Source organism: Pseudoalteromonas sp. SaAl2 (assembly GCF_052947895.1).
Genome location: NZ_CM129605.1, coordinates 3,293,900 through 3,317,354, shown reverse-complemented (window position 1 = coordinate 3,317,354; position 23,455 = coordinate 3,293,900). Strand labels below are relative to the sequence as shown.

Annotated in this window: 19 protein-coding genes, 2 tRNA genes and 2 pseudogenes; 9 read left to right on the top strand and 14 right to left on the bottom strand. The window is 40.7% G+C overall.

Annotated features, from left to right (window positions below; all coding sequences use genetic code 11):
• Positions 1-60 precede the first annotated feature (60 nt).
• On the top strand, positions 61-1,203 hold the full coding sequence (locus ACU8V8_RS15650) for a methionine aminotransferase (protein ID WP_446888113.1): 1,143 nt from the start codon (positions 61-63) through the stop codon (positions 1,201-1,203).
• Positions 1,191-1,967, top strand: a complete 777-nt coding sequence (locus ACU8V8_RS15645; RefSeq protein ID WP_446888112.1) for an amidohydrolase — start codon at positions 1,191-1,193, stop codon at positions 1,965-1,967. Before ACU8V8_RS15650 ends, ACU8V8_RS15645 begins: the two co-directional genes overlap by 13 nt.
• Positions 1,968-2,310: 343 nt before the next feature.
• On the opposite strand, the gene ACU8V8_RS15640 is transcribed toward ACU8V8_RS15645, so the two are convergent.
• From ACU8V8_RS15640 to ACU8V8_RS15630, 3 genes are all read right to left on the bottom strand, one after another.
• Positions 2,311-2,403: transfer RNA gene (locus ACU8V8_RS15640), tRNA-Ser, on the bottom strand.
• A 52-nt stretch (positions 2,404-2,455) separates the two neighbouring features.
• Positions 2,456-2,546, bottom strand: a tRNA-Ser gene (locus ACU8V8_RS15635).
• Positions 2,547-2,758: 212 nt separating this feature from the next.
• Entirely contained in the window at positions 2,759-2,899 is a 141-nt protein-coding gene (locus tag ACU8V8_RS15630) for a hypothetical protein (RefSeq protein WP_176372489.1), read from the bottom strand.
• A gap of 325 nt (positions 2,900-3,224) precedes the next feature.
• Between ACU8V8_RS15630 and ACU8V8_RS15625 the strand changes: the two genes are divergently transcribed.
• A complete protein-coding gene (locus tag ACU8V8_RS15625) occupies positions 3,225-4,103 on the top strand; it encodes a diacylglycerol/lipid kinase family protein (RefSeq protein WP_446888111.1) in 879 nt (292 codons plus the stop codon).
• Here the strand turns inward: ACU8V8_RS15625 and ACU8V8_RS15620 are convergent.
• Complete coding sequence (locus tag ACU8V8_RS15620) at positions 4,053-5,066, bottom strand: DMT family transporter (RefSeq protein WP_446888110.1); 1,014 nt, start codon at positions 5,064-5,066, stop codon at positions 4,053-4,055. The two genes, ACU8V8_RS15625 and ACU8V8_RS15620, sit on opposite strands and share 51 nt — an antisense overlap.
• A 115-nt stretch (positions 5,067-5,181) precedes the next feature.
• On the opposite strand from ACU8V8_RS15620, the pseudogene ACU8V8_RS15615 reads away from it, so the two are divergent.
• Positions 5,182-6,625: pseudogene (locus tag ACU8V8_RS15615) on the top strand (aminotransferase-like domain-containing protein).
• A 59-nt stretch (positions 6,626-6,684) separates the two neighbouring features.
• On the opposite strand, the gene ACU8V8_RS15610 reads toward ACU8V8_RS15615, so the two are convergent.
• Positions 6,685-7,482, bottom strand: a complete 798-nt coding sequence (locus ACU8V8_RS15610; RefSeq protein WP_446888109.1) for a YggN family protein — start codon at positions 7,480-7,482, stop codon at positions 6,685-6,687.
• 391 nt (positions 7,483-7,873) lie between these two features.
• Here ACU8V8_RS15610 and ACU8V8_RS15605 point away from each other — a divergent pair, with 391 nt between their 5' ends.
• The gene (locus ACU8V8_RS15605) at positions 7,874-8,062 is read left to right on the top strand and encodes a PA3496 family putative envelope integrity protein (protein ID WP_446888108.1); all 189 of its coding nucleotides are present in this window, start codon (positions 7,874-7,876) and stop codon (positions 8,060-8,062) included.
• Between the two features lie 69 nt (positions 8,063-8,131).
• Here the strand turns inward: ACU8V8_RS15605 and ACU8V8_RS15600 are convergent, their stop codons facing one another.
• Positions 8,132-8,620: a glutathione peroxidase gene (locus ACU8V8_RS15600; protein WP_446889660.1), complete on the bottom strand. Its 489-nt coding sequence runs from the start codon at positions 8,618-8,620 to the stop codon at positions 8,132-8,134.
• 68 nt (positions 8,621-8,688) lie between these two features.
• Positions 8,689-9,558 carry a LysR family transcriptional regulator gene (locus tag ACU8V8_RS15595; protein WP_446888107.1) on the bottom strand — a complete coding sequence of 290 codons (870 nt, stop codon included), beginning with the start codon at positions 9,556-9,558 and terminating at the stop codon, positions 8,689-8,691.
• 153 nt (positions 9,559-9,711) lie between these two features.
• Between ACU8V8_RS15595 and ACU8V8_RS15590 the strand changes: the two genes are divergently transcribed.
• Positions 9,712-10,866 carry an iron-containing alcohol dehydrogenase gene (locus tag ACU8V8_RS15590; RefSeq protein ID WP_446888106.1) on the top strand — a complete coding sequence of 385 codons (1,155 nt, stop codon included), beginning with the start codon at positions 9,712-9,714 and terminating at the stop codon, positions 10,864-10,866.
• A 7-nt stretch (positions 10,867-10,873) separates the two neighbouring features.
• Here the strand turns inward: ACU8V8_RS15590 and ACU8V8_RS15585 are convergent, their stop codons facing one another.
• Both ACU8V8_RS15585 and ACU8V8_RS15580 read right to left on the bottom strand, forming a co-directional pair.
• Positions 10,874-11,173 (bottom strand): AzlD domain-containing protein, encoded by a 300-nt coding sequence (locus tag ACU8V8_RS15585; RefSeq protein WP_446888105.1) that lies wholly within the window; start codon positions 11,171-11,173, stop codon positions 10,874-10,876.
• Positions 11,170-11,877 carry an AzlC family ABC transporter permease gene (locus ACU8V8_RS15580; RefSeq protein ID WP_446888104.1) on the bottom strand — a complete coding sequence of 236 codons (708 nt, stop codon included), beginning with the start codon at positions 11,875-11,877 and terminating at the stop codon, positions 11,170-11,172. The genes ACU8V8_RS15585 and ACU8V8_RS15580 overlap by 4 nt, the downstream gene beginning before the upstream one ends.
• Positions 11,878-11,999: 122 nt before the next feature.
• On the opposite strand from ACU8V8_RS15580, the gene ACU8V8_RS15575 reads away from it, so the two are divergent.
• Positions 12,000-12,656, top strand: a complete 657-nt coding sequence (locus ACU8V8_RS15575; protein ID WP_446888103.1) for a cytochrome b/b6 domain-containing protein — start codon at positions 12,000-12,002, stop codon at positions 12,654-12,656.
• Between the two features lie 65 nt (positions 12,657-12,721).
• Here the strand turns inward: ACU8V8_RS15575 and ACU8V8_RS15570 are convergent, their stop codons facing one another.
• Together ACU8V8_RS15570 and ACU8V8_RS15565 are read right to left on the bottom strand one after the other, a co-directional pair.
• Positions 12,722-13,174, bottom strand: a complete 453-nt coding sequence (locus ACU8V8_RS15570; RefSeq protein ID WP_446888102.1) for a c-type cytochrome — start codon at positions 13,172-13,174, stop codon at positions 12,722-12,724.
• Positions 13,175-13,296: 122 nt separating this feature from the next.
• The gene (locus ACU8V8_RS15565; RefSeq protein WP_087531245.1) at positions 13,297-13,767 is read right to left on the bottom strand and encodes a DUF2721 domain-containing protein; all 471 of its coding nucleotides are present in this window, start codon (positions 13,765-13,767) and stop codon (positions 13,297-13,299) included.
• Between the two features lie 240 nt (positions 13,768-14,007).
• Here ACU8V8_RS15565 and ACU8V8_RS15560 point away from each other — a divergent pair, with 240 nt between their 5' ends.
• Both ACU8V8_RS15560 and ACU8V8_RS15555 read left to right on the top strand, forming a co-directional pair.
• Positions 14,008-18,066, top strand: a complete 4,059-nt coding sequence (locus tag ACU8V8_RS15560; RefSeq protein WP_446888101.1) for a S8 family serine peptidase — start codon at positions 14,008-14,010, stop codon at positions 18,064-18,066.
• A 139-nt stretch (positions 18,067-18,205) separates the two neighbouring features.
• Entirely contained in the window at positions 18,206-20,389 is a 2,184-nt protein-coding gene (locus ACU8V8_RS15555) for a S9 family peptidase (protein ID WP_446888100.1), read from the top strand.
• Positions 20,390-20,432: 43 nt separating this feature from the next.
• On the opposite strand, the pseudogene ACU8V8_RS15550 reads toward ACU8V8_RS15555, so the two are convergent.
• The 3 genes and pseudogenes from ACU8V8_RS15550 to ACU8V8_RS15540 form a co-directional block, all read right to left on the bottom strand.
• Positions 20,433-21,919: pseudogene (locus ACU8V8_RS15550) on the bottom strand (sensor histidine kinase).
• A gap of 5 nt (positions 21,920-21,924) precedes the next feature.
• A complete protein-coding gene (locus ACU8V8_RS15545; protein ID WP_446888099.1) occupies positions 21,925-22,650 on the bottom strand; it encodes a response regulator transcription factor in 726 nt (241 codons plus the stop codon).
• Positions 22,651-22,708: 58 nt separating this feature from the next.
• Positions 22,709-23,449, bottom strand: a complete 741-nt coding sequence (locus ACU8V8_RS15540) for a spondin domain-containing protein (protein ID WP_446889659.1) — start codon at positions 23,447-23,449, stop codon at positions 22,709-22,711.
• Between the last annotated feature and the right edge of the window lie 6 nt (positions 23,450-23,455).

Below are 23,455 nucleotides of genomic sequence, written 5' to 3'. Positions count from 1 at the left end.
CTTCTGTTAAAAGCAATGATAGCATCGCTTTGGGCGCAAAACCATCATTAAGGGTAACCAGTGTTTGAAAGTAAATTGCCAAATTTAGGCACCAGTATTTTTAGTCAAATGACCGCTTTAGCAAATCAATTTAAAGCAATTAATTTATCGCAGGGTTTTCCTGAGTTTGATGCGCCAGAGTTACTTAAAAAACAACTTAATCATTATGTACTTGAAGGCGTTAACCAATATTCACCTTCATCAGGTGTACCGCGCTTGCAGCAACAAATCGCTCAATTGGTTAAGCGTAAATATGCAGCTCAAGTAGACGCAGCAGAGCAAGTAACAGTTACATCAGGGGCGACTGAGGCACTGTTTGTCGCCATTCAAGCGTTAGTGCGCAAAGGTGATGAGGTCATCGTATTTGACCCCGCGTATGATTCTTATCAGCCTGCGATTGAACTGGCTGGTGGCAAGTCAATTAATATTGCGTTGCAGGCTCCAAGCTATGCAACTGACTGGCAAACGGTAGCTGCGGCTATTAACAGTAAAACGCGGGCTATAATTATTAATACCCCACACAACCCAAGCGGTAAAACGTTAAAGCAACACGATATAAACGCCCTGAAAGCCTTGGTCTGCAAGCATGATTTGTATGTAATAAGTGATGAAGTATACGAGCACATTACTTTTGATAACCAGCCACACTTAAGTGTGCTACGTGATGAAGAATTGTTTGCCAAGAGTTTTGTGATCTCAAGCTTTGGTAAAACCTTTCACAGCACCGGCTGGAAAATGGGCTACTGTATTGCCCCAGCAGCACTTACGTTGGAGTTTCGTAAAATTCACCAATATGTGACCTTTTCAAGTTTTACGCCTGCGCAACATGCACTCGCCGATATGCTAGAGCAACAAGGTGAGCATGTAGATGAACTCAGTGAGTTTTACCAACAAAAGCGCGATGTGTTGAGCAATGCTCTCAAAGATAGCCGCTTTACTATTTTGCCTAGTGAAGGTACTTACTTTTTACTACTTGATTACAGTGATGTATCAGATCTCAATGATGTAGAGTTTTGCCACTGGCTAGTAGAGCAAGCTGGGGTTGCAGCTATTCCACTGAGCGTGTTTTATCAGCAACCAAGTAACGATAAAGTGATTCGTCTTTGTTTTGCTAAAAATGAGGCCACACTATTACAAGCGGCGGAGATTTTATGTCAACTTTAACCATAGCACTGATACAAACATCGCTTAATTGGTTAGATAAAGATGCTAACTTGACGTATTTTAGCAATAAAGTAGCCAATATAGATAAATCAGTAGAACTTATATTATTACCAGAAACATTCGCCACAGGGTTCGCTATTAACCTTGATTGCGCAGAGCCCGAAAATGGTACCGTGCTTAATTGGATGATTGCGACAGCCAACTCAGTCAATGCGGTGATAGCAGGCTCGGTGCTGGTGCAACAAGGTGATAAAAAAGCTAATCGCTTTTATTGGGTGTGGCCCAATGGTGAGGTTAAATTTTACGACAAGCGTCACTTATTTTGTTTAGGCAAAGAAGGCAACTTTGTGAAAGCAGGTGAGCAACGCGAAGTGTTTACTCTCAATGGTTTTAAAATTCTACCGCAAGTGTGTTACGACTTACGTTTTCCGGTATTTCAGCGCAGCCGTAATGATTACGACGTGATGATCAATGTAGCCAATTGGCCAGCAGTACGACGCAAAGTGTGGGATACCTTATTAATGGCCCGTGCAATGGAAAACCAATGCTATGTCATAGGTGTTAACCGTATTGGTGATGATGGTAATGGTGTTGCACATAATGGCGGCACAGCCGTGTATGATTTTAAAGGTGATACATTAGCTCAAGCAAAGGACAATGAAAGCTCTGTTTTGATCACGACACTTGAGAAAGAGCCACTTGAGGCATTTAAACAAAGTTTTCCTGCGTATTTAGATGCTGACGAGTTTATTTTGGAGTGTTGAAATAAAGTGCGGAGAAACACTCCGTAGCTTGGGTTGAGTATTACGAAACCCGAGGAGAAAAGAACGCTGCGAATAGGAAGGTTGTTACTTCAATTATCACCCTCCTTCATCGGTGTAAAGGTTACGGACATAAAATGATAGGCTTTTTAGACTGATATTTGTGTCAAACGTGGGGATAGGCTTGCTTACGTCCATGTAATCAACCGCTTCGCGGCGCTTGCAGCGGCCTAAAATGTTCCAGACATTTTGTCGAACCCTGGTCGAGGGTTCTCACCCGCCTTCAGCCATTTTTAATAACAAAAAAAGCCCCACAATAAATTGCGGGGCTTTCTTCGTTATTAAATGGCGGAGAAGGAGGGATTCGAACCCTCGATAGAGCTACAAACCCTATACTCCCTTAGCAGGGGAGCGCCTTCGGCCACTCGGCCACCTCTCCGGCGCATAAACTTTTCATTTTGATAGTCGAGTGAACCACCAAAAAGTAATAATGGTGGAGAGATAGGGATTTGAACCCTAGAGGGGCTATAAACCCCTGCCGGTTTTCAAGACCGGTGCATTCGACCACTCTGCCATCTCTCCGTTGGGAAAGAATAATACGCAGGTGATTGAGGTGTGTAAATAGGAAAAAAGATCGTTTGCTGGTTTTTTGTTCTAAAAAGAGAGTTTTTTTCTAAAAGGGGAGAGTTTTAATAGTTTTAAGAAGAGGTTGCAGCAAACGAGGGAGCTAAAGAAGTGTCTTCGTTTAGTGGTTGGGTGTTTGCTGCACCGCTAAAATAATCATGGTTGGGTGATTATTTGTATTGAATTACGCCGCCTAATGCGAGTGCTTTGCTGTATCGGTTGAGTCTAGCAAGCATTTTAGCTTTGCGATTACTTGATTTTACGGCAACATGGGTTGCTGCATTTTCATTTAATGTGTTTACTGGTTTCATTACTTTTGCTCCGGGTTATGTCTGTTTTGAGAACGGGGCTATTTTGACGTTAAATTGCACAAAAATAAAACGATAAAAAGTAAGGTGAACAGATAAGAAAAACTAATGCATTTTCTTGTCATTAACATGCGGTTAAGTTTCGTTTTTAAGTGTATTCTGCATAATTATGTGTTTTTGATTGTTGCTAAGACGCTTTTTGTGTAGGGTTTTTATAGGATTTATATTTTTTATATGCATTTCATAATGAATAAAGTGACTATTTATTCAGATTAATTTATTTTTTGTTTATATGTATTTTTACATAGTGATATAGGTTTGCCTATCAATGCTAATAATAATTAAGCCGAGTACGAAAAAAAATCATAAAAAAATGTGCATGTGGTTGTATAAAGAGTGCGAAAAAAGACAAATACAATTAGATATGTTTATCACCACTGGTAATTTTGCAGCAGACTGTGCGGCAATTGCAAAATTAGCAAAGCAGCATACGCGCGTGGTTGCGGTTGGGGGAGATGGCACATTGCATTTGACGGTCAATGGGTTAATTAATAGTGAGTGCTCGCTGGCGTTATTACCGCAAGGCACAGGCAATGACTTCGCTCGGGGCTTTGCTTGTAATATAAGTGATTGGCAAAATAGCATTTTTTCACTAAATGATGAGCCTATCGATATAGGGCAGATAAATGACCGCTACTTTATTAATGTTGCAGGGGTGGGGTTTGACGCTCATGTAGTTAAATCCTTGCAAGGTAAGCCTGCAATGTCTTCATTTGGCTATAGCTTTGCGGGGTTTAAACATTTACTCAGTTATAAACCGCATCGGTTGGTGGGTAACTTTGCAGGACAGTCAGTATCTCAGATTAATTTAATTACTGTGTTTGCTAATCATCGTTTCTTTGGCGGTGGGTTAGCCATTGCACCTAAGGCACAATTAAACAACGGCTTACTAGAGTGCTATGCTATGAGCGCGGGAGGGATGTTAGCAAATTTATATCACTTTTTGCGTTTACTATTACGTAATCACCACGGCATGAAGGGGCTTATCTATCAGCAAGTAAATAGTGCTGTCATCACAAGTGCTGGATTATTGATTGAAGCGGATGGAGAATTGGTAGGCAAAACACCAGCCATTATTACGGTTCACCCGCAGGCATTACGTTTCTGTACTCCTTTTAAGAGCAATAAAAAAGCGCCTAACAAGTAGGCGCTTTGGCGTTAGTTGCGCTATTGCGCATTCTAACTGGGGATGGAGCTTTTTTGTTGCAATGCTCTTGCTGCCAAAAAAAGCGTTAATACGTTTTGTTGGAGTGAGTACTATGGCATTACCAAGTAGTACTAAACTAAATCCTAAAAAGGTGTTGGCCTGCCAAATGAAACCTTCGAACAATGTGCTTAATGTCACAGCTACAAGTGGAAATAAAACGATAACGTAGCTTGCTCGTTCTGGGCCAATATTTTTAAGTAGTGCAAAATAGCAAGCAAAGGCAATAACAGTGCCAAAAATGGCTAAATACAGTAGTGAGTACCAATAGCTTGCTGGCGCTGAAAAACTCAAACTAGCGTCACTTAATAGTAAGTAGGCTAACAAGCCAACAGCGCTGTATAACATACCCCAGGCGTTGCCTTGCATTACGCCAATATGTTGTTTTGAGTTACGTACGCTTACCATGTTTCCCAATGAAGCCACAAAGGTGCCTGTAAGGGCAAGTAGTAAACCGACCAACACCTCATTATTCAAGTCGAATTGCTGTAATTGTGGCCAGAACAAGCAACCAATACCTATTACCCCGAGTAATGCACCAAAGTAAATGCGTTTAGCTATGGGCTTGCCAAAAAATAATCGGGTATTCACTATGTTCATCAAAAGTAATAATGAAAATGCAATTGAAGCCATGGCTGATGTTAAATGGTTTTGTGCCCAATACAGCATTAGGTAATTTAACCCGAAATTACATAATGCTAATAGAGCGAAGAAGCCATGATCTCGCTTATTGTAACGCATAGGCAGCTTCTTAACGCTTACCCATAACCACATTAAAATGGCGGCTAAGCCAAAGCGGTAAAATAGCGAGGTTTCAACTGCTATATCACCTAATTGAAATTCAATTGCGAGCCAGGTTGAACCCCAAATTAAAACGGTGACAATGTAAAGTGCGATACTTTTCATGGCTTTTTATCCAATGTGTTGACTAAGTGTGTATTCTAGTGCGCATGTGTATACTTAACATATACAGAAAACCATAAATGTAACCTATACAGATTTAGGTTCGTGAGGCCGTGCGATGTCATTAGTGATCAGTAAGAGTAAGCAAGAATTTTTATACCAACAGGTGATGCAGTTAGTTCGCGAACTGTGTGATCAAGGTACGTTGCTGCCGGGTGAAAAGTTACCTTCTCTGAGAAAAATGGCTGACAAATTAAATGTCAGTATTCCAACAGTTAAATTGGCTTATCAATCTTTGGAGTCGCAGGGATTGGTTGAGGCACGCGAAAAGTCAGGTTATTTCTTAAAGTCTGTTGCTATGCAGTCAGCCAGACCTAAGCGGGTTAAATTAAGCCGTGAGCCAGTGTCAGTTAACATGCAGGTATTAATTGAGCAGGTTTATGACGCTATCCATCAGGCAGATGTGGTGCCTTTTGGTATTGCAAACCCAGTGGCAGCTGCGCCGACCGACAAAATGCTTGCTCGGACTATGCGCCGAGTTATGTCGATGGCAGGTAGTCGAGCAATTAATTATGGGGCGATTGATGGCTATGCGCCGTTAAAGCAGCAATTGGTTAGACGTTATTTAGATTTTGGTATTGGAGTTGATAGCCAAGAGTTGGTGATCACCAATGGTGCCCAAGAAGCATTAACCATAGCGTTAAAGTGTGTCGCAAAAAGCGGGGGATATTATCGCGATCGAGTCGCCATGCTATTTCGGCATAATTGAACTGATCGAAAGTTTAGGGCTAAAAGCATTGGAGATCCCTTTGTGTCCAGATGATGGGATCTGGCTTGATGATCTAAATCAGGCTTTACAAGATCATGATATAAAAGCCTGTGTGTTTTCAACGGCGATCAATAATCCGGTGGGGAGCTTTATGCCGGATCATAAACGTAAAAAGTTGGTTGAGCTGTTAGAATCACAGGATGTGGTATTAATTGAAGATGATGTATACGGTGATTTGCATTTTGGCGCTGCACGGGGCACACCCGCTCAAGCGTATTCCACAAAAGGCTTAGTGTTAACATGTGCGTCGTTCTCCAAAACAGCGGCACCGAGTTATCGAGTAGGCTGGTTGATCGCCGGTAAGTTTGCTGCACAAGCACGTCGTTTTAAGCGAGCATTTAGCTGTTCAACATCGTTGATCAATCAATGGACGTTATATGAGTTTGTTGCCAGTGGAGAGTACGAACGAAATTTAAAATTACTCAGACAAACGCTGCGCAGTAATAAGGAGCGAATGATCTGGTGTTTACAACAGACCTTTCCTAGCTCTGTAAGAGTAAGCGATCCGCAAGGTGGTTGTGTAGTGTGGATTGATTTAGGTAAAAATTACGATAGTGTAAAGTTATTTCAATTAGCATTAGAACACGGTATTAGCATCACACCGGGGTATATTTTTTCTGCAACCAATAAGTATCGCAACTGTATTCGTTTAAGTTATGGCCTACCGTGGGGTGATCGCTTGGAGCAAGCAATTAGTAAATTAGGAGAGCTGTTACCTTTGGCTAAAAAGTAAAAAAGCAGCAGGGACTGTTAAGGCCAAATGCTGCTAAAGGGATATCAAACTATATTGATTTAATTACTTTTCTTATAGCTAAATAGTTGGTAATTTTTAAGTTCAGGTACCAGTTGTACAAGTTGCAACTCTTGTTCTGCAATAGTTGAAAAATTTCCACACAATGCATCGGCACGCTTTTCAAGTTGATTGGCTTGTAATTCTACTTTTTGCTCTATTTGCGAGCCCATGTTTTCCATGCGTTGTTCAAATGCTTGCATATCACCACCAGAACCCATTAATTCAGATCCTAATGCCATCAATATACTGCCCATCGATTGCATCATGGCTGATTCTACAGCGCTTTCAATTTGCTCATCAAAGTGGCTTTCAAAGTTTTCACCAAATTCATTAAAGCTTTGCTGGCCCATGACGAAGGCACCTTGCTGATAAAATGTATTTTCTACTTCAACCTCAATATCTGCCATAAACTCATTAATGCTATCCAACCCTTGAATGTTAAACGCACTAGCGACTTCTTCAATGGCGACGCCCGCTATTTTTACACCTTCAAGCGCAATATCCGCAACTTCAGGTAGTTGGCTACGTAAGCTGTCTGAATAAGCGCTGATTGCTTGACGTTGTTCACTATCAAGGACAAGTGTTTGGCCGTCAATGATTAACTTGCCATTATTACTGAAAACCATACTGTGATTATCTGCGGTAAAAATTTCTAATTCACTTGGCCTGATTCGAACATCATTTTGAAATTCGACTTCACATGAATCACCACTAAATGAGATGTTGGTATCGTGATCGTCATGAGCCATTGCACCTGTAGCTATAAATAAAGAACCGACTAGAAGTAATTTTTTCATTTTTATAATCCTGCTAAGTGTTGAATTTAACTTTTGTTGATAAAGAGATATCAAGTTTGGTGCCAATAATTAAAATCATTTAAAAACAATGCTTTAATTGTTTTCAATGCTAAATGATAGAATTCTTTTATTTTAAAATTTACTATTAATTAGTCATTTTGACCAAAAATTATAAATGCATAAAAGATGTTTATCGTTTCGATAAAAAACTCTCACTTCCCAGAACTCAAATTAAGCGCTATTTATTCACATTACTGACATACCTTCTTTATAAGATAGAAGGGTGGCTGTATTTGATGCTTTTTTATACTTTAAAAAGCACTAAACTTTTTAACTTTACCAATGTCTGTACTAAGCTGGCATTGGTCTCAAACACTTTATGGAGTGGGTTGTGGGTAAGACATTTAGTTACGATGCGCTAGATGATGATTTTGTTGAAGATGAGTACGAAATGGTTGGGCGCAATCAACACGACAAAAAAAAGCAAAAGGTGAAGAAAAAGTTGGAAGACTACCTTGAGCAAAAACGCTTACGTAAAAACTTAGGCGATGATGACTTCGATGAGTATTTAAACAACTAATTTTATTGATTTTTCAGCCGTTTAAGACTGAGCTAAAGGCTGCTAGCGAGTGCAAGCAGCCTTTGAGTATTAGTTTTTTAAATTAAGTGCTTGTCTAATGCTGCTCTCTATTTGCTGTGGTTTAGTAAATGGTGCAAAGCGTTTTATTGCATTACCCTCTTTACCAATTAAAAATTTAGTAAAATTCCACTTTATCTTACGTGTTAAAAACCCAGGTAAAGCAGATTTTAAATGCCTAAACACAGGGTGAGCGTGTTCACCGTTGACATCGACCTTGCTCATTATTTGAAAGTCGACGCCATAATTAATTAAACACTCTTGTTTAATTTGCGTTGCATCACCGGGTTCTTGTTTGCCAAACTGATTGCAAGGAAAGCCAATTATCACTAGGCCTTGTTGGTGGTACTTTTCATGCAGTGCTTGTAAGCCAGCATAGTGCGGGGTGAAGCCGCATTGGCTTGCGGTGTTGACCACAAGTACAACCTTGTCTTTAAAGTCATTAAACTCAATAGATTGCCCTTGCAGGCTGGTGGCGCTAAGCTGATAAAAGTCATTCATGTTAAAGATTTTTTTATTTTTGTTTGTCAAAGTTTATCCTGTGTAGCGACAGACTTAAAGCCTAATTTTTAGTCATCAGAAAAACTAGCTAATAAGTATTCAATTAGTAATCGAACACGGTACGGCATTAAATCTTTGCGTGGATACACCAGCCATGATGCATTATCGGTTACTTGGAATTCATCAAGTAAAGTGACTAGCTGACCTTGTTGTACGTAGGGCTGAACAATATCACTGGCTAAGTGGGCAATACCCAAACCTGCCAAAGTAGCGCTGAGTAATGCTCTTGGGTGATTACTACGCCAATTACCATTTATTTTTACTTCTTTTAAGTCACCTGCAAAACTAAACCGCCAGCGCTTACCCATGGCAACTAAGCAATTGTGATTTATCAGTTGTAATGGTGTGGTGGGAGATGTGTGATGCTCTAAGTATTCAGGGCTTGCAACTAAGGTCATTACCCGTGGGCATAGTGGTCGGGCAATTAAGTTTGAGTCTTGCATGCGACCAAAGCGAATTGCTAAGTCAAAACCTTCTTCGACTAAATCAACATTACGATTGTTAAAGTCCATATCTACCTCGACTTCAGGGTAACGCTTTACAAATTCAACAATTTTCGAGGCCACATTGGTTGCGACAAACTCACCTGCACCCGTAATACGAATAAGGCCTTTTGGCTTGCGCTGCTCACCTTGCAATTGGGTGTTGGCATCAATTAACTCTTGTTTAATTGCTTTGAGTTTGATGGCGTATTCACGCCCGGCGTCGGTGAGACTAATTTTGCGAGTGGTGCGTTGAAATAATACTGAGCCTAAACGGTTTTCCAATTGCTGAACCTGACGGCTAATATGGGATGTTGAAACTTCCATCGCTTTTGCGGCGTGAGTAAAGCTGCCATGCTCAACAACATGTAAAAATTCATCTAGGCCTTGCCACATTATTTTATCTCATAAGGTAAGTAATATAAGTATATTGCATTAATTATTGCAGCTGTGCAAAAGTGATTGTCTGATTCTCGTCTTTAATTTAGCGTTTAAACACTTACAATTACTTGGTCACCAAAAATATATTATTCAAGCATTGGAGCAAGCATGTTAAATTTTAGTTTTGTAAACCCAACCAAAATCCATTTTGGCGAGCAACAAATCGCGAAAATTAAAAGTGAAATCCCAGCAGATGCCAAAGTACTAGTTACTTATGGTGGCGGGAGTATTAAAAGTAATGGTGTTTACGATCAGGTTGTTGAGGCCCTTAATGAGCATACTTGGTTTGAATTTACAGGCATAGAGCCAAATCCAAGCTACCAAACATGTATGAAAGCAGTTAGCGTAGTAAAGGAAAAGCAAATTGATTTCATCCTTGCTGTGGGTGGTGGGTCAGTTATTGATGGCAGTAAATTTATAGCTGCAGCAGCAAATTATGATGGTGAACCGTGGGATATTCTTGCTAAGGGCGGCGAAATTAAATCAGCTATTGCTCTGGGGGCGGTATTAACGTTACCGGCGACCGGTTCAGAATCAAACGGCAATAGCGTTGTTTCGAATCTTGAAAGTCACGATAAACTACCATTTGCGAGCCCCTTAGTGCTGCCAAAATTTGCAGTACTTGACCCTGCGGTAACTTACTCGCTGCCAAAGCGTCAAGTAGCTAATGGGATTGTTGATGCATTTGTGCATACGATGGAGCAGTATTTAACCTATGATGTAGGCGGCAAGCTGCAGGATAGGTTTGCTGAAGGTATTCTTATGACCTTAATGGAAGAAGGTCCTAAAGCATTTAGCGAGCCTGACAACTACCAAGTGCGTGCTAATATTATGTGGTCAGCGACAATGGCGTTAAATGGCCTGATCGGAGCCGGTGTACCTCAAGACTGGGCGACTCATATGTTAGGCCATGAAATGACGGCAGTCTACGGGCTTGATCATGCGCAAACACTAGCGATTGTTTTGCCTCGTATGATGGCTGAACAAAAAGAGGCGAAGCGCGGTAAAATTTTACAGTATGCGGAGCGTGTTTTAGAGCTTGATATTACAGATGAAGAAGTGGCTATCGAGCAAGCAATTGCAGCAACAGAAGCGTTTTTCCACAGTGTTAATATGCCAACACGTCTAAGTGATTATGGACTTGGCGAAGAAGTTGCTGACAAAATCGTTACGCAACTAGAGCGCCATGGTATGACTGCCCTAGGTGAGCGAGAGCAAGTGACGTTAGATAAAAGTCGAGCAATTTTACTCGCCAGCGTTTAACACTCGTTTAGTTTAATATCAAAAATAGACCCATACCGACCAGTGTAGTGTAGTAAATATTGTGTGTTTTATACGCGACAATTATTGCAGCAATGGCAGCACTAAGGTATGGGTTTTGCCAATCAAGATTAATACCCTCCTCATTGACGAATACAATAGGTACCCATATTGCGGTAAGCACCGCAGGTGCACTAAAACTCAAAAATTGCTGCATTTTAGGACCTACTTTAAACGGTAGAGCGTGGTGCAAAAATAAGTAACGAGTAAAAAAGGTAATGCACGCCATCAGTAAAATAGTGGTCATCATAAGCTATGCTCCAATCGGCTTTGTATACGGCTGATCATATAACCTACAGTCATTGCGGTTAATGCCGCCGCCACTAACCATAATTCAAAGCCTTGGCTTTTTAATAGAGTAGCAAAAATACCTGCAGTAATTACGGTTGCTAATGTTGCTAGGTTTTTTATACCAGGAATAACTAAGGCGATAAAGGTGGCGGCTATAGCGAAGTCTAGCCCTAAGTTAGTTAAGTCAGGTAGCAGACTACCGGTAACAATGCCGATAAAAGTCCATAGATTCCATGCTATATAAAAACTAAACCCAGCGCTTAATGCATAGATCAATCGTGTTTTTGTACGATAGGCCTTACGGTGATGAGAAAATGCAAATAGCTCGTCAGTCAGAACAAAGCTAACTGGCAAACGCCAACGCAAAGGTTGGTCGATTACTTTATGGCGAATTGCTAAACCGTATAAAAAATGCCGAGAACTAATTATCAAAGTGGTAAATAAAATTGTTAGCAAGGGTGTGTTACCTGCTATTAGTTCAATGGCAACGAGTTGCGCCGACCCTGCGAATACCAGTAAAGACATAGCTTGAGTTTCAATTGCAGTAAAGCCATTTTGTACGGCTAAGGAGCCACATAATATGCCCCATGGGATCACAGCTAAACACAGTGGTAACATGTCTAAAAAGCCCTTTACTAAAGCGCGTTTTGTACTTAGTTTCATTATTGTTATTTATTATGAAGTTTATATTGGTAGTCTGCCATAGATCAATTAACTATGAATAGTAAAGATGCTAACTTAGTGAAAGTTTGGGATAATAATATTTTTATTTAAAGGGGTTGAGAATGGATAAGCTTAAGGTGTGGGATGGTTTTATTCGAAGTTTCCATTGGTTATTAGTTATTGCAATTGCCACTTTGTATTTCAGTGCTGAAGAAGGCATGCTCGAACTACACTTTGTTGCAGGTTTTTTTACTTTAGCGTTACTGCTTACCCGTTTAATTTGGGGGGTAATTGGTAGTAAAACTGCAAAACTCGCTGCACTTATTCATTCTCCACTGGCTGCCATAAAGTCATTTAAGCTTGGCGATACTAAGCCTGGACATGGGGCCGCTGGTAGCTATATGGTTATCGCATTTTTTATTTTGATTTTGACACAACTTATCAGCGGCCTAATGACCACTGACGACATTTTAACTGATGGACCGCTAGTACAATATGTATCGAGTAATATTGTTGAGTGGGCAGGTTGGGTGCATCATAGGAATTTTGATTTACTTTTCTACGCCATCATTTTGCACATTAGTGCGATTGTTATATACCGTTTAAAAGGCAAAAAGCTCGTCAAAGCGATGATCACAGGCAAAGCTGACGCTGAGCAAATGAACGAGCACAGCTCAGTAACTAAAGCACCTTGGGCTGCATTTGTCATTTTTGTAGTGCTATTGATTGTATTAATGACAACATGGGGTGCAGAGCCTTTAAGCTATTTATTTAGTTAAATTTTCTTTGAAAAGATAATAAAAACGGCGCTAAGAAGCGCCGTTTTTATTATTCAAATTGTTTATTAGTCTTTAAAAGACTTATGGCAATCTTTACAGCCTTTAGCCCAAGGGCCAAATGCTTTAGCAATGGCTTTTTTGTCACCACTTTGTGCCGCAACGGCTAATTCGTCAGCGTATTGCTGAAAAGTTGCGGCTTTTTTCATAAAGGTTTCGTTGTCACTCCAGATAGCCGGTAATGCAGAAGTATCACCTTTATCCGAGCCCTCAACAAATGCTTCCCATGGCATTTTCGATAATGCAGCTGCGTTATTTGCACGGTGCTTAAAACGCTCAGCATCAAACTCTACCTTACCTTTTAACATGTCGCCCATGTCACCAATTTGTACTCGGATCATAGAAAACGCTGCTTGACGATATTCGATTGCGTCTTTTGGCTCTTCAAATGCTGAATTAGCTGATGCGCCAAGTGTAAAAGTTGATAGGATAGCTCCTAAAAATACCTGCTTAAATTTCATTCCTTTTGCCCCTAAATAAATAATTTATTACCTGAATAGCTGTTGTATATCAGCACGTCAGAATATTCAAGTATATTGCGGTTAAACTTAACTGTTATTGAATTCAATGATTAAGGTTTAGGTTAGTCATTTATATCAATATCTGCAAATATCATTCCTCTGCGCATACTGCGCGTGGCTAGGAAGACTTCACCAAGCAGTGACATAAAAGCACAGATTAATAAAGCCATAGCGCCGACAAAGCAGCTGCCTATAGTCACCCCTAAGTTAATGGATTGGATGTGCGACAAAAATAATAACATGACCACTGCACACACTAATACTGCACTTAATACGCTTAAGCTAAATGCGATGTGAATACAGCGAGAACGTTTTAACAGGGCTCTAAGTTCGGTGGTAAGTGATAGGTTAAAATCTTCATCGATGCTTACTTTTAGTTTACGCTCAAGCTGGCGTGCGCGATCGGTGATACGCGCTAAGCGATTTGAAAGTACGCCTAAAGTTGCAGCGATCCCTGTGATCAAAAAAACCGGAGCAACGGCCGTTTGAATTACTTTGGCCATTGTTAATATGTTAATAACTTCGCTATCCATTTGTTTCCTTTTACTAAGTCTATGCTCTAATGTTTACAAAGCTTTACAATTAGTGAGTTTCTTTAAAATTCATAAATTACAATGATTTGCGATTTGTTTTTGATGCTTTTTGTGATTTTATGTAATTAATATGTAACTGCGTTGTTGTCAAACTTTGCTGTGTAGCTTTATATTAGGTCACGAAATGTAATTTTTAACCTACGTTAGACACAATAATACATAACTCATCCAGGGGAAACCATGTCTAGAAATCTAATAAAAAAAACAGCTGTTGCAACTGCTGTAACCAGCGTATTAATCGCAGGTGCTGCTAGTGCAAATACATTAAATCAAAGTGCGCTTAAGCACGTCAGCTATACACCTATTTCACAAGCCGATGTAGCAGAGAAAAAAGAACCGACATCATTTTTAGTTGTATTAAAAGCAACAACGGCAGCAGATATGATGGAGCAAGGCACGTATAGCGTATCGAGTGCTCGTACAAGCTATGACAATGTAGCTTCACTGCAAAGCCAAGTAAAAGACAAGCTGTTCTCTCTTGATAGCAACGTAAAAGTCCTTGGGGAAACCAAAATACTGGCTCCGACTCTTATTGTTCAAGCAAGCCCAGGTGCACTTGAAAAAATAAAGAACGACCCACGTGTAGAGCGCGTACTTCCAATGTTTGACTACGATCTTCATGTAGCAGCAACGGCTGATTATATTAAGGCTTCTCCTTTAGTAACTAACGGCACTGTCACTGGTTCTACTCAAACGGTTGCTGTGTTAGATACCGGTGTTGATTATACCCATTCTATCTTTGGTGGTGAAGGTACTGTTGAAGCATATGAAGCTGCACAAGCTGATCCAACATCTGTTACTTGGCCACAAGGGCAAGTAATGGGCGGCTACGACTTTATACGTGATGATGCCGATCCAATAGAACATGATCCTGAAGTAGTAATACCTGATGTCGATGAGCCAACAAGCCATGGTACGTCAGTTTCTCACTCAGTTACCGGTATAGCGCCAGAAGTTGAGCTTTATGTTTACTCTGTGTGTGGTGGTGGTTGCCCAAGCGCTGCGCAAGTATCAGCTCTTGAAGCGGCGATGGATCCAAATGGTGATGGCGATACCGCTGACCGCGTTGATGTTATTAATATGTCACTAGGTGGAGAGTTTGGTGATACTTATATTGGCGGTGGTACACAATTTTTAATCCAACAAGCTGTTGAAGCGGGTGTAAATGTTGTTATTTCTGCAGGTAATGATGGTGATAACCCGTTCCGTATTGGTGGTCCATCAACTACACCTAATGCATTGTCTGTTGGTGCAATGACTCACCCTGCTAATGATGTAGGTGTGGCATCAGGCACAGTAGCCGGTGAAGAAACAATTATTCAGCCTTCAGGCTTTGGCCCACAAACGGCTTTTGCAATGACAGAAGCGGATGCCGAAGTAGTATACCCAGAAGAAAATCAAGATGGCTGTGTTGAGTTTTCAGAAGAAACAGATTTTACAGGTAAAGCGGTAATCATAGATCGCGGTGCATGTAACTTTACTCAAAAAGTATTAAGTGCACAAAACCGTGGAGCGGCATTTGTATTTATCGCAAATAATGTTGACGATGGTACACCTGCACCAATGGGTGGTTTTGATGCTGCTGTTACCATTCCTAATGTAGGTATTAATTTTGCAGCTGGTGCAGCGATGAAAGCAGCATTAGAAGCAGGTGAAGTTGCAACTTATGATATTACCGTGGAGCGTAAAGTAACAGCAGGTGCTGTTGCATCGTTCTCATCGCGTGGTCCATCAATGGACGGCTTGTTAAAACCTGAAATTACAGCTCCTGGTACTGACATCATGGTTGCAGCTACAGGTACTCAAGATGGCCTTGCTCCAGCAACAGGTACTTCGTTCTCTGGTCCTATTACAGCAGGTGCAGTTGCACTTGTGCGTGAGGCTCACCCAGATCGTACTGCGCTTGAAATCAAAGCGACTATCATGAATGCGGCAGACTTAAATGTTACCGTTGACCCAGTTTCAATTAACCCTGATTCGCCACTTGCACCAATTAGCTCTATTGGAGCTGGTTTAGTTGATGTTGATAAAGCTGTGAGCTTACCGGTGGCAGCATGGGTTGAAGATGATGAATATCAAACTGCGCAAGCTGCATTATCGTTTGGTTTAGAGCGCATGACTGAAGCGACTAGCTTCATGAAAACTGTGACGCTTAAAAACTTCTCTGATGAAGATAAAACATACGACCTTCGTATTGAAGAGCGTTACATGAATGATGCAGACAGCGGCGCAGTGAGCTTCGATATCCCACGCAGTGTAACGGTTACAGCTAATTCAGAAACGACATTCGATGTAACGATGACTGTTGATCCAACTAAACTACATGAGTGGACTCTAGAAAACCCATTTGATGCTGATGATTTAGCAGCTCGCAGCCCTTCACTTACAATGGCAGAGTTTGATGGTGCACTCGTATTTGATGATACAGCAGATGCTGATTCAGACCACGCTTTACACCTTGTTTATCATGCACTACCGAAAGCAGGTGAAGAGCTTTCATTTGGTTTTGAGGAAGTTGATGGTGTAACGCAATTAGTCGTAGAAAATGTAGGGGCTTTACCTGTATCACCTATTGCAGAGCAAGTTGTAGCGACAAGCCCTGAAAATACTGATGCTGATTTTGATATTTTAAGCACGACGTTTGCAGCTTATGCATCTGAAAACTGTGACTCAGGTGTGTTTATTACATCTTCTATCCAGTTACGCGATGAGATTACTCATATGCGTCAAGTCGGTGTTCGTATGAACTTAGATACTGACAATGATGGTGTTTATGATCACTTCATGATGAACCTGAATGATGTCGGACAAACTGCTGCAGTACCTGGCCGTAGCCGTACATTAATTGGCACAATTGATGCTAATGGTGTTGACGGTTGGCAGTGGGGCACGCCAATGTTCCATGCTGCAGGTGAGAATACAGTTACTTTCTCTGGTTGTAGTGAGCTAATGGGCTTGAATGCAGATATGTTGGGCGGACAGGTTAATATTGCAGCTTCTGTAGGTTACCCTAGTTATCAAGCGGGCGTTTATTTTGAAACAGATACAGCAGTAGGCTCAACAACCTTTACAGGTAACCCTGTTGTTTCAATGCTTGCAACAGACAGCAGTGGTGACAAGTTAGCTTCTCTAGCACCTGGTCAAAAAGCAGTTGTACAATCAAGTGGTGCATTTGCACTAACATCGCCAGCAGGCACTAAAGTATATCTTACTGCACCACGAGACATTGCAGATGCACCAACAGTACCTAACCTAATAATTGAAGATTTCTCAGTTGATGAATCTATCCTAACGGGCTTGACAGTGGGTTCAATCACGTTTGATGGTGAAACGAATTTAGACATTGCTTACTTTGAAACGTTAAGTATGTCGGCACCGGGCTTAGTTGTTGATGCAGATACAGGTGATATCATCGTTGATGATATGGATGCACTTGATTCGGAGTCTGGTCTAACAGAAATTACTATTACAGTTAAAGCTGTTGATGTTATCGGTACTGAATCGGCGCCAGTTACATTCACAGTAACAATTAATAATGTGGCTGATGAGCAACCAGTTATTACCCCTGCACAACAATTCAATGTAATTGAGTCAGCAGCAGAAGGTACTGTAATAGGTCAACTTGATTACGAGTTGTTTGAAAGTGCCGCTACTATGATTAGCTCAACAAGCGTAAGTGGTACTGACGCAATTGAAGTGAATGAAATGGGTGAACTAGTTGTCACTGGTAGCTTAAATCATTATGCAACGCCAACTCTAGCTATCGACGTTACTATTACAGATGATTCTGGTATGGAATCTGAAGCAGTGACTGTTATGCTTAATGTTGAAATTGACCCAATGGCTCATGCGCCAATGATTGATATGAATCAACGATTCAGAATCGACGAAAATGTGGCGTTAGGTACAACTATTGGTACACTTGCTTTCTCTGACCCAGATGCTGATGTTTCTCCGGTTGAAAGCTTTATTGTAACTGGTAGCTACTTAGTTTCAGTTAACCCTGACGGTACTATCGTAACTGCAGGTGAGATTGACTATGAATTTGACCGTGAAATTGTGTTCAGCGTACAAGCAGTTGACAGCAAAGGTTATGTGTCAAACGCAGTTAGTGTTGAGATTGGTGTTAATAACTTACGTGCCGGTGACGACGATGATAATGATGCATCAGGCTCACTAGCTTGGTTATCATTACTAGTTGCACCATTTGCGTTTATGCGTCGTCGTAAACAAAAATAATAGTATAACTAGTAAATATTGATAGTTAATAAAGGGAGCTTCGGCTCCCTTTTTTACATTGTGTTACAAAGCGCTATTGGTAACATACAAGTACATATATATTATGGAACATGGAAAAATAATAATTTTAGGGAATACTATGAAAACTCTCCATTCTTTTGCGCTCGCAGCGCTATCTGTCGCTGTTTTATCGGCATGCGATAAAGCCCCAGAACAAAAAAAACAATCAACAATTAACAACACTCAAAGTGTGGCTGAGCAAACTCAAGTGATTGCGCCAGTGGCAAAAAAAGTGCCTCATGAAATGACCATACATGAGGATACTCGCATCGATAATTATTACTGGATGCGTGATGATGAACGTAAAGACCCTGCTGTTATTGCATACCTTAATGCTGAAAATGCTTACACCGACCAACAGCTCGCGCATACAAAAAATCTCCAGGCGACTTTATTTGAAGAGCTAAAAGGGCGAATTCAAAAAGATGATGATTCAGTGCCAACCAAAAGTGGTGACTATTTTTATTCATCACAAACGCGTGGTGATAATGAGTATCCAACTTATGTACGTAGCACTGATGCAGTAGGCTCTGATCAAACCGTTATTTTAGATGTAAATAAATTGGCTGAAGGCCATGATTATTATTCAGCGACGGGTCTGTCTGTCAGCCCTAACGGTAATCTCCTTGCGTATGGCGAAGACACTGTTAGTCGTCGTATTTATACAATTTTAGTAAAAGACTTAACCACGGGCGAGCTGTTAAAAGATAAGCTTGAGGGCACGAGTGGCGATATTGTTTGGGCCAATGACAATAAAACCTTTTACTACATCAAAAAAGACTTACAAACATTATTAGGTTATCAAGTATATCGTCATACGCTTGGGTCGGCGCAATCAGAAGATGAGCTAGTATACGAAGAAACCAATACCAGTTATTACACCGGCCTAGGTAAAAGTAAAGATAAGCAAGAAATTTATATTTGGCATGGTAGCACCAGTGCATCAGGTGTATCGGTTATCGATGCTAATAATATTAAAGCACAAGCTAAGCGCCTAATTGAGCGTGAAGAAAACCTTGAATACGATATATCTAAGCATGGTGATTGGTACTACATTGTAACGAATTTGAATGCCGTAAACTTTCAGCTCATGAAGGTACATAAAGACAAAGCACACGATAAAACGAATTGGCAAACGGTGATTGCACCGCGTGACGATATTAAACTCGAAGGAATTGATTTATTTGCCAATCACCTTGTTTATAAAGAGCGTGAAATGGGGCAATCTCGTTTAACTGTGCGTAATTTAACATCGGGCGATGAGCAAACATTGAGCTTCAATGATAGTAGTTATATGGTTCATGCTTATGGTAATAACGAGTTAGATAACCCAAGTTTACGTGTTTATTATGCCAGTATGACGACCCCGGGTACCTCATACGATATTGATTTAGATAGCGCTGAAAAAACCTTACTCAAACAGTTAAAAGTTGTCGGTGATTTTAATGCTGATAATTACGCATCGGAACGCTTATTTATTACTGCTCGAGATGGCGTGAAAGTACCGGTGAGCTTGGTTTATCGCAAAGACAAATTTAAACAAGACGGCACTAATCCATTATTGCAATATGCGTATGGTTCATACGGTGCGACAATGGATCCTAGCTTCTCAAGCTCTCGTTTAAGTTTACTCGATCGGGGTTTTGTATTTGCCATCGCTCACATTCGTGGTTCTCAAATGTTGGGGCGCCCTTGGTATGAAGATGGCAAACTACTTAATAAGAAGAATACGTTTAACGATTTCGTTGATGTCACTAAGGGCTTGGTAAAACAGCAATATGGCGATGAAAATCAGATATTTGCTATGGGTGGTAGCGCTGGAGGCTTATTAATGGGTGCAGTGGCTAATCAGGCTCCTGAGCTTTATCAGGGGATGGTAGCAGCAGTACCGTTTGTCGATGTGGTAACGACGATGCTTGATGCGAGTCTTCCGCTGACAACGAATGAGTATGGAGAATGGGGTAACCCGAATGACAAAGTGTATTATGACTACATGTTGTCGTATTCTCCTTATGATCAAGTAAGCAAACAAGCTTATCCAAATATGCTGGTGACAACAGGTCTACATGATTCACAAGTACAATACTTTGAACCAGCTAAATGGGTTGCTAAGCTGCGTGATTACAAAACAGATGATAATAAACTACTGTTTAAAATAGATATGGAAGCAGGGCATGGCGGCGCATCTGGTCGCTTTAAAAGCCTTGAAGATACTGCTTTAAATTATGCGTTTATACTTGATTTAGCTGGTATTAAAAACTAACTACAATAAAAATTAATTAATGTTCTAAAGGTATAGCCAACGGCTATGCCTTTATTTTTTGTGGCAAGTTAAAGCTAAACATTGTCCCTTTACCTATTTCACTTTGAACCTTTATTTCACTGTCCATAAGTTTTAGTAAGCCTTTGCAAATAGCGAGCCCTAAGCCACCTTGTTGGCGCCCTTCTTTATTGGAGTTGCTTGCTTGGTAATGAGCATTAAAGATAGCGTTCAGTTCATCATGTTTAATACCCACACCGGTATCAGAAACCTGCACAAATAATTGCTTTTGATCAATACGCTTAACGTGTACAGCTATGCTGCCGCCTGTAGGTGTGTGCCTTATTGCGTTATCGATTAAATTACTCAACACACGCTCAAGTTTTGCAATATCGGCAACGACAGGAAAATCGCAAATTGCAGGCTCTACGGTTAAATTAAGTCCTTTTTTCTCGGCGGTTAGAGAAAACTTGGCAATGCAATCGTAAATAAGCTCACCTAAATTAAAGGTTTCTTTGAGGATGTTTATTTCACCGCTTTCTAAATGGGCAAGCTCAAAAATTTGCTCAATAAGCTGTTTAAGCTGAGCGCAGTTATTAAGTGAAACATGCAAGTACTCATGTTGTTCTTTAGCACTTAATTGCGCCCCCGATTGATTAAGCACTTCTAAAAACCCCTGCAAAGAGGCAAGTGGCGTTCGTAAGTCGTGAGATAAATGGGTAAGAAGCTCCTTGCGCTGTTTATCGCTTTGCTCAAGAGCTTTAAATTGCTCGTCAATACGAGTAACCATAGCTTGAATGTTGCGGCCTAAACTGTGCACTTCGTTGTTTTTTGTGTTGAATAATTACTGAGTTTTGTATCGGTAATATTGTAATTAGCCGCTTCAATATTGCTTACATCACGGGCTAATCGCTGAATAGGATTGGTAAAAAAGCGCAGTAAAATAAGCATAGCAATCAGTAAAAATGCAAGTGCAGCTCCAAGCCATAATGCGGCAAGCCATAGTTTGTCATTATTTTTAATTGTGTTTAAAGAGGTATCGTAAGCTTCACCGCCAATAATTACATACAAGTACCCTTGCAGCTTATCGTTATTAAAAACAGGCGCTACGGAGAATATTTTTTGCTGCTCTTTATTTCTTGGGTTATCCCCATAAATTGGCGTTGTATCTGGGTTGTTAATCAGCTTTTTTAAGGGGGCTAAATTAATATGAGTGCGTTTAACTTTGCCAGGCTTTGCTGAGTAAGTGAGGATTTTTCCGTTTTCATCTACAAAATAAAACTCAAATGCGGGGCCTAGTAACATCAAAGTATGAAATAGGTTTTCTAGGGCTGCGTAGTCGTATACGCCTTCTTTTATTAATGGGTTATCTTGTACTAAATGCTCGGCAAGGGCTAAGTGCAGGTTTTGCTCGCCGTGATGCTTTGAGGTGAGCTCTAGTTGTTTACTCCAGCTATAAACGAGAGCGCAAATAAAGCAAAATATAATTACCAACGAGATGGCCAGTTTTTGATATAAAGAAAAATTAAGCATGTAAGTTACCCAAGTTGGCTTGGGTTAAGCTTATAGCCTACACCCCATACGGTTTCGATAATAGGCGCTTGATGGTGTAGCTCAAGTTTGGCACGTAGCCTATTTATATGTGAGTTAACGGTATGCTCGTATCCGCTGTGTTGATACCCCCATACTTTATCGAGCAATTGCTGACGGCTAAAAACATGGTTTGGGTGGCGGGCAAAATATACAAGTAAATCAAATTCAGTGGCGGTGAGGTTAAGTGCTTGTTCGTCTAAATAAACTTGATGTGAGCTAAATTCAATATTGAGTGAGCCTATATTTAGCGTTTGTTCGTTGCACGGGCTGTCGCTTTCGTTATTTTGAATCGCTAGAAGCTGTGAGCGATGGCGTAATTGTGTTTTAACTCGGGCTTGTAATTCGCGAGCAAAAAAGGGTTTGCAAATATAGTCATCAGCACCCATTTCAAGGCCAATTACACGGTCCATATCGCTACTGAGCGCAGTAAGTAAAATAACGCAAACGGTAGGGTAGTGCTCTTTAATTTTACGACATAGGCTTAAGCCATCCATTTGTGGTAGGTTTATATCCAGTAAAATGAGCCCGTAAGGTTGTTTTGCTATTTTTTTGAGTGCGAGTTCAGCGCTTACAACATGATCAACATGCAAATTTAACGAAGCAAGTTGAGTTGTTATTAATTGCCCTATTTCTCTATCGTCTTCTACTATCAGTATTTTTTCGTGCCGCATGGTTAACCTCGTAAAAAAGGGACATCCGTGTCGCCTCACTTCCCCATTACAAGCTGTTTTACTGTGTACGAGTAATCACGATTTTCGATACTGGGTTATCAAACTTTTGTACAGCACCTAGCGCTGAGGTTGATAAGCCATCTTGGTTAGACACAACACCTGAGTGCATTGTGATTATATCGGCAATATCGTCGCGTATTTCGTTAAACCCTTCGCCGCCAGCAGCGGGACCCGGCACAGTGTCAGCTGTTTCTGTATTCGCTTCCGTACCGGCATCGTAAGCTGGCGTTGTTCTTGATATTGAACTGCCTACTTCCAGTGTTGATACATCTACAGAACTAAGACCGGTAAAAGCGTCATTTGTATTCCCAAGCATTGCAGCAAAAGATAAATTAAGAACATCTTGTGCATCAACTAAGAGAGTTACAGAGGTTGTTTCGCCAGGGCCAATACCGCCTTCAGCCGAGACTGAAGCAAGTGCATTTTCGTCGCTAAGGTACTCTTCATTAGCGCCGCTTTCTGCAATCATTTCTAAACCAGCAGAAGCTGTCTCACCAAATTTCCATGGTGAGGTTTCATCAAATGCAATTACAGATAATGGTGATAGCGGTTGACCAGCTGTTAAGTTACTAAAAGTGATAGTAAACTCATAAACAACAGGTTCAGGTTCAGGTTCAACCACCACCACAGGTTCTTGATCTTCAATGGGGTCATTATTATCGTTATCACCGCATGCGGCTAGCGAGCTGGCTAACATTAAAATAAGGGCGCTTTTCTTAAAATTAGAAAGAGATGACATCATTAA

Coding starts and splice junctions, on each gene's coding strand:
- ACU8V8_RS15580 (WP_446888104.1), bottom strand. CDS start 11,877: ATGAAACTAAGTACAAAACGCGCTTTAGTAAAGGGCTTTTTAGACATG.
- ACU8V8_RS15600 (WP_446889660.1), bottom strand. CDS start 8,620: ATGAATGACTTTTATCAGCTTAGCGCCACCAGCCTGCAAGGGCAATCT.
- ACU8V8_RS15570 (WP_446888102.1), bottom strand. CDS start 13,174: ATGAAATTTAAGCAGGTATTTTTAGGAGCTATCCTATCAACTTTTACA.
- ACU8V8_RS15590 (WP_446888106.1), top strand. CDS start 9,712: ATGTTAAATTTTAGTTTTGTAAACCCAACCAAAATCCATTTTGGCGAG.
- ACU8V8_RS15565 (WP_087531245.1), bottom strand. CDS start 13,767: ATGGATAGCGAAGTTATTAACATATTAACAATGGCCAAAGTAATTCAA.
- ACU8V8_RS15560 (WP_446888101.1), top strand. CDS start 14,008: ATGTCTAGAAATCTAATAAAAAAAACAGCTGTTGCAACTGCTGTAACC.
- ACU8V8_RS15620 (WP_446888110.1), bottom strand. CDS start 5,066: ATGAAAAGTATCGCACTTTACATTGTCACCGTTTTAATTTGGGGTTCA.
- ACU8V8_RS15630 (WP_176372489.1), bottom strand. CDS start 2,899: ATGAAACCAGTAAACACATTAAATGAAAATGCAGCAACCCATGTTGCC.
- ACU8V8_RS15575 (WP_446888103.1), top strand. CDS start 12,000: ATGGATAAGCTTAAGGTGTGGGATGGTTTTATTCGAAGTTTCCATTGG.
- ACU8V8_RS15645 (WP_446888112.1), top strand. CDS start 1,191: ATGTCAACTTTAACCATAGCACTGATACAAACATCGCTTAATTGGTTA.
- ACU8V8_RS15610 (WP_446888109.1), bottom strand. CDS start 7,482: ATGAAAAAATTACTTCTAGTCGGTTCTTTATTTATAGCTACAGGTGCA.
- ACU8V8_RS15625 (WP_446888111.1), top strand. CDS start 3,225: ATGCTAATAATAATTAAGCCGAGTACGAAAAAAAATCATAAAAAAATG.
- ACU8V8_RS15585 (WP_446888105.1), bottom strand. CDS start 11,173: ATGATGACCACTATTTTACTGATGGCGTGCATTACCTTTTTTACTCGT.
- ACU8V8_RS15540 (WP_446889659.1), bottom strand. CDS start 23,449: ATGTCATCTCTTTCTAATTTTAAGAAAAGCGCCCTTATTTTAATGTTA.
- ACU8V8_RS15595 (WP_446888107.1), bottom strand. CDS start 9,558: ATGTGGCAAGGCCTAGATGAATTTTTACATGTTGTTGAGCATGGCAGC.
- ACU8V8_RS15555 (WP_446888100.1), top strand. CDS start 18,206: ATGAAAACTCTCCATTCTTTTGCGCTCGCAGCGCTATCTGTCGCTGTT.
- ACU8V8_RS15545 (WP_446888099.1), bottom strand. CDS start 22,650: ATGCGGCACGAAAAAATACTGATAGTAGAAGACGATAGAGAAATAGGG.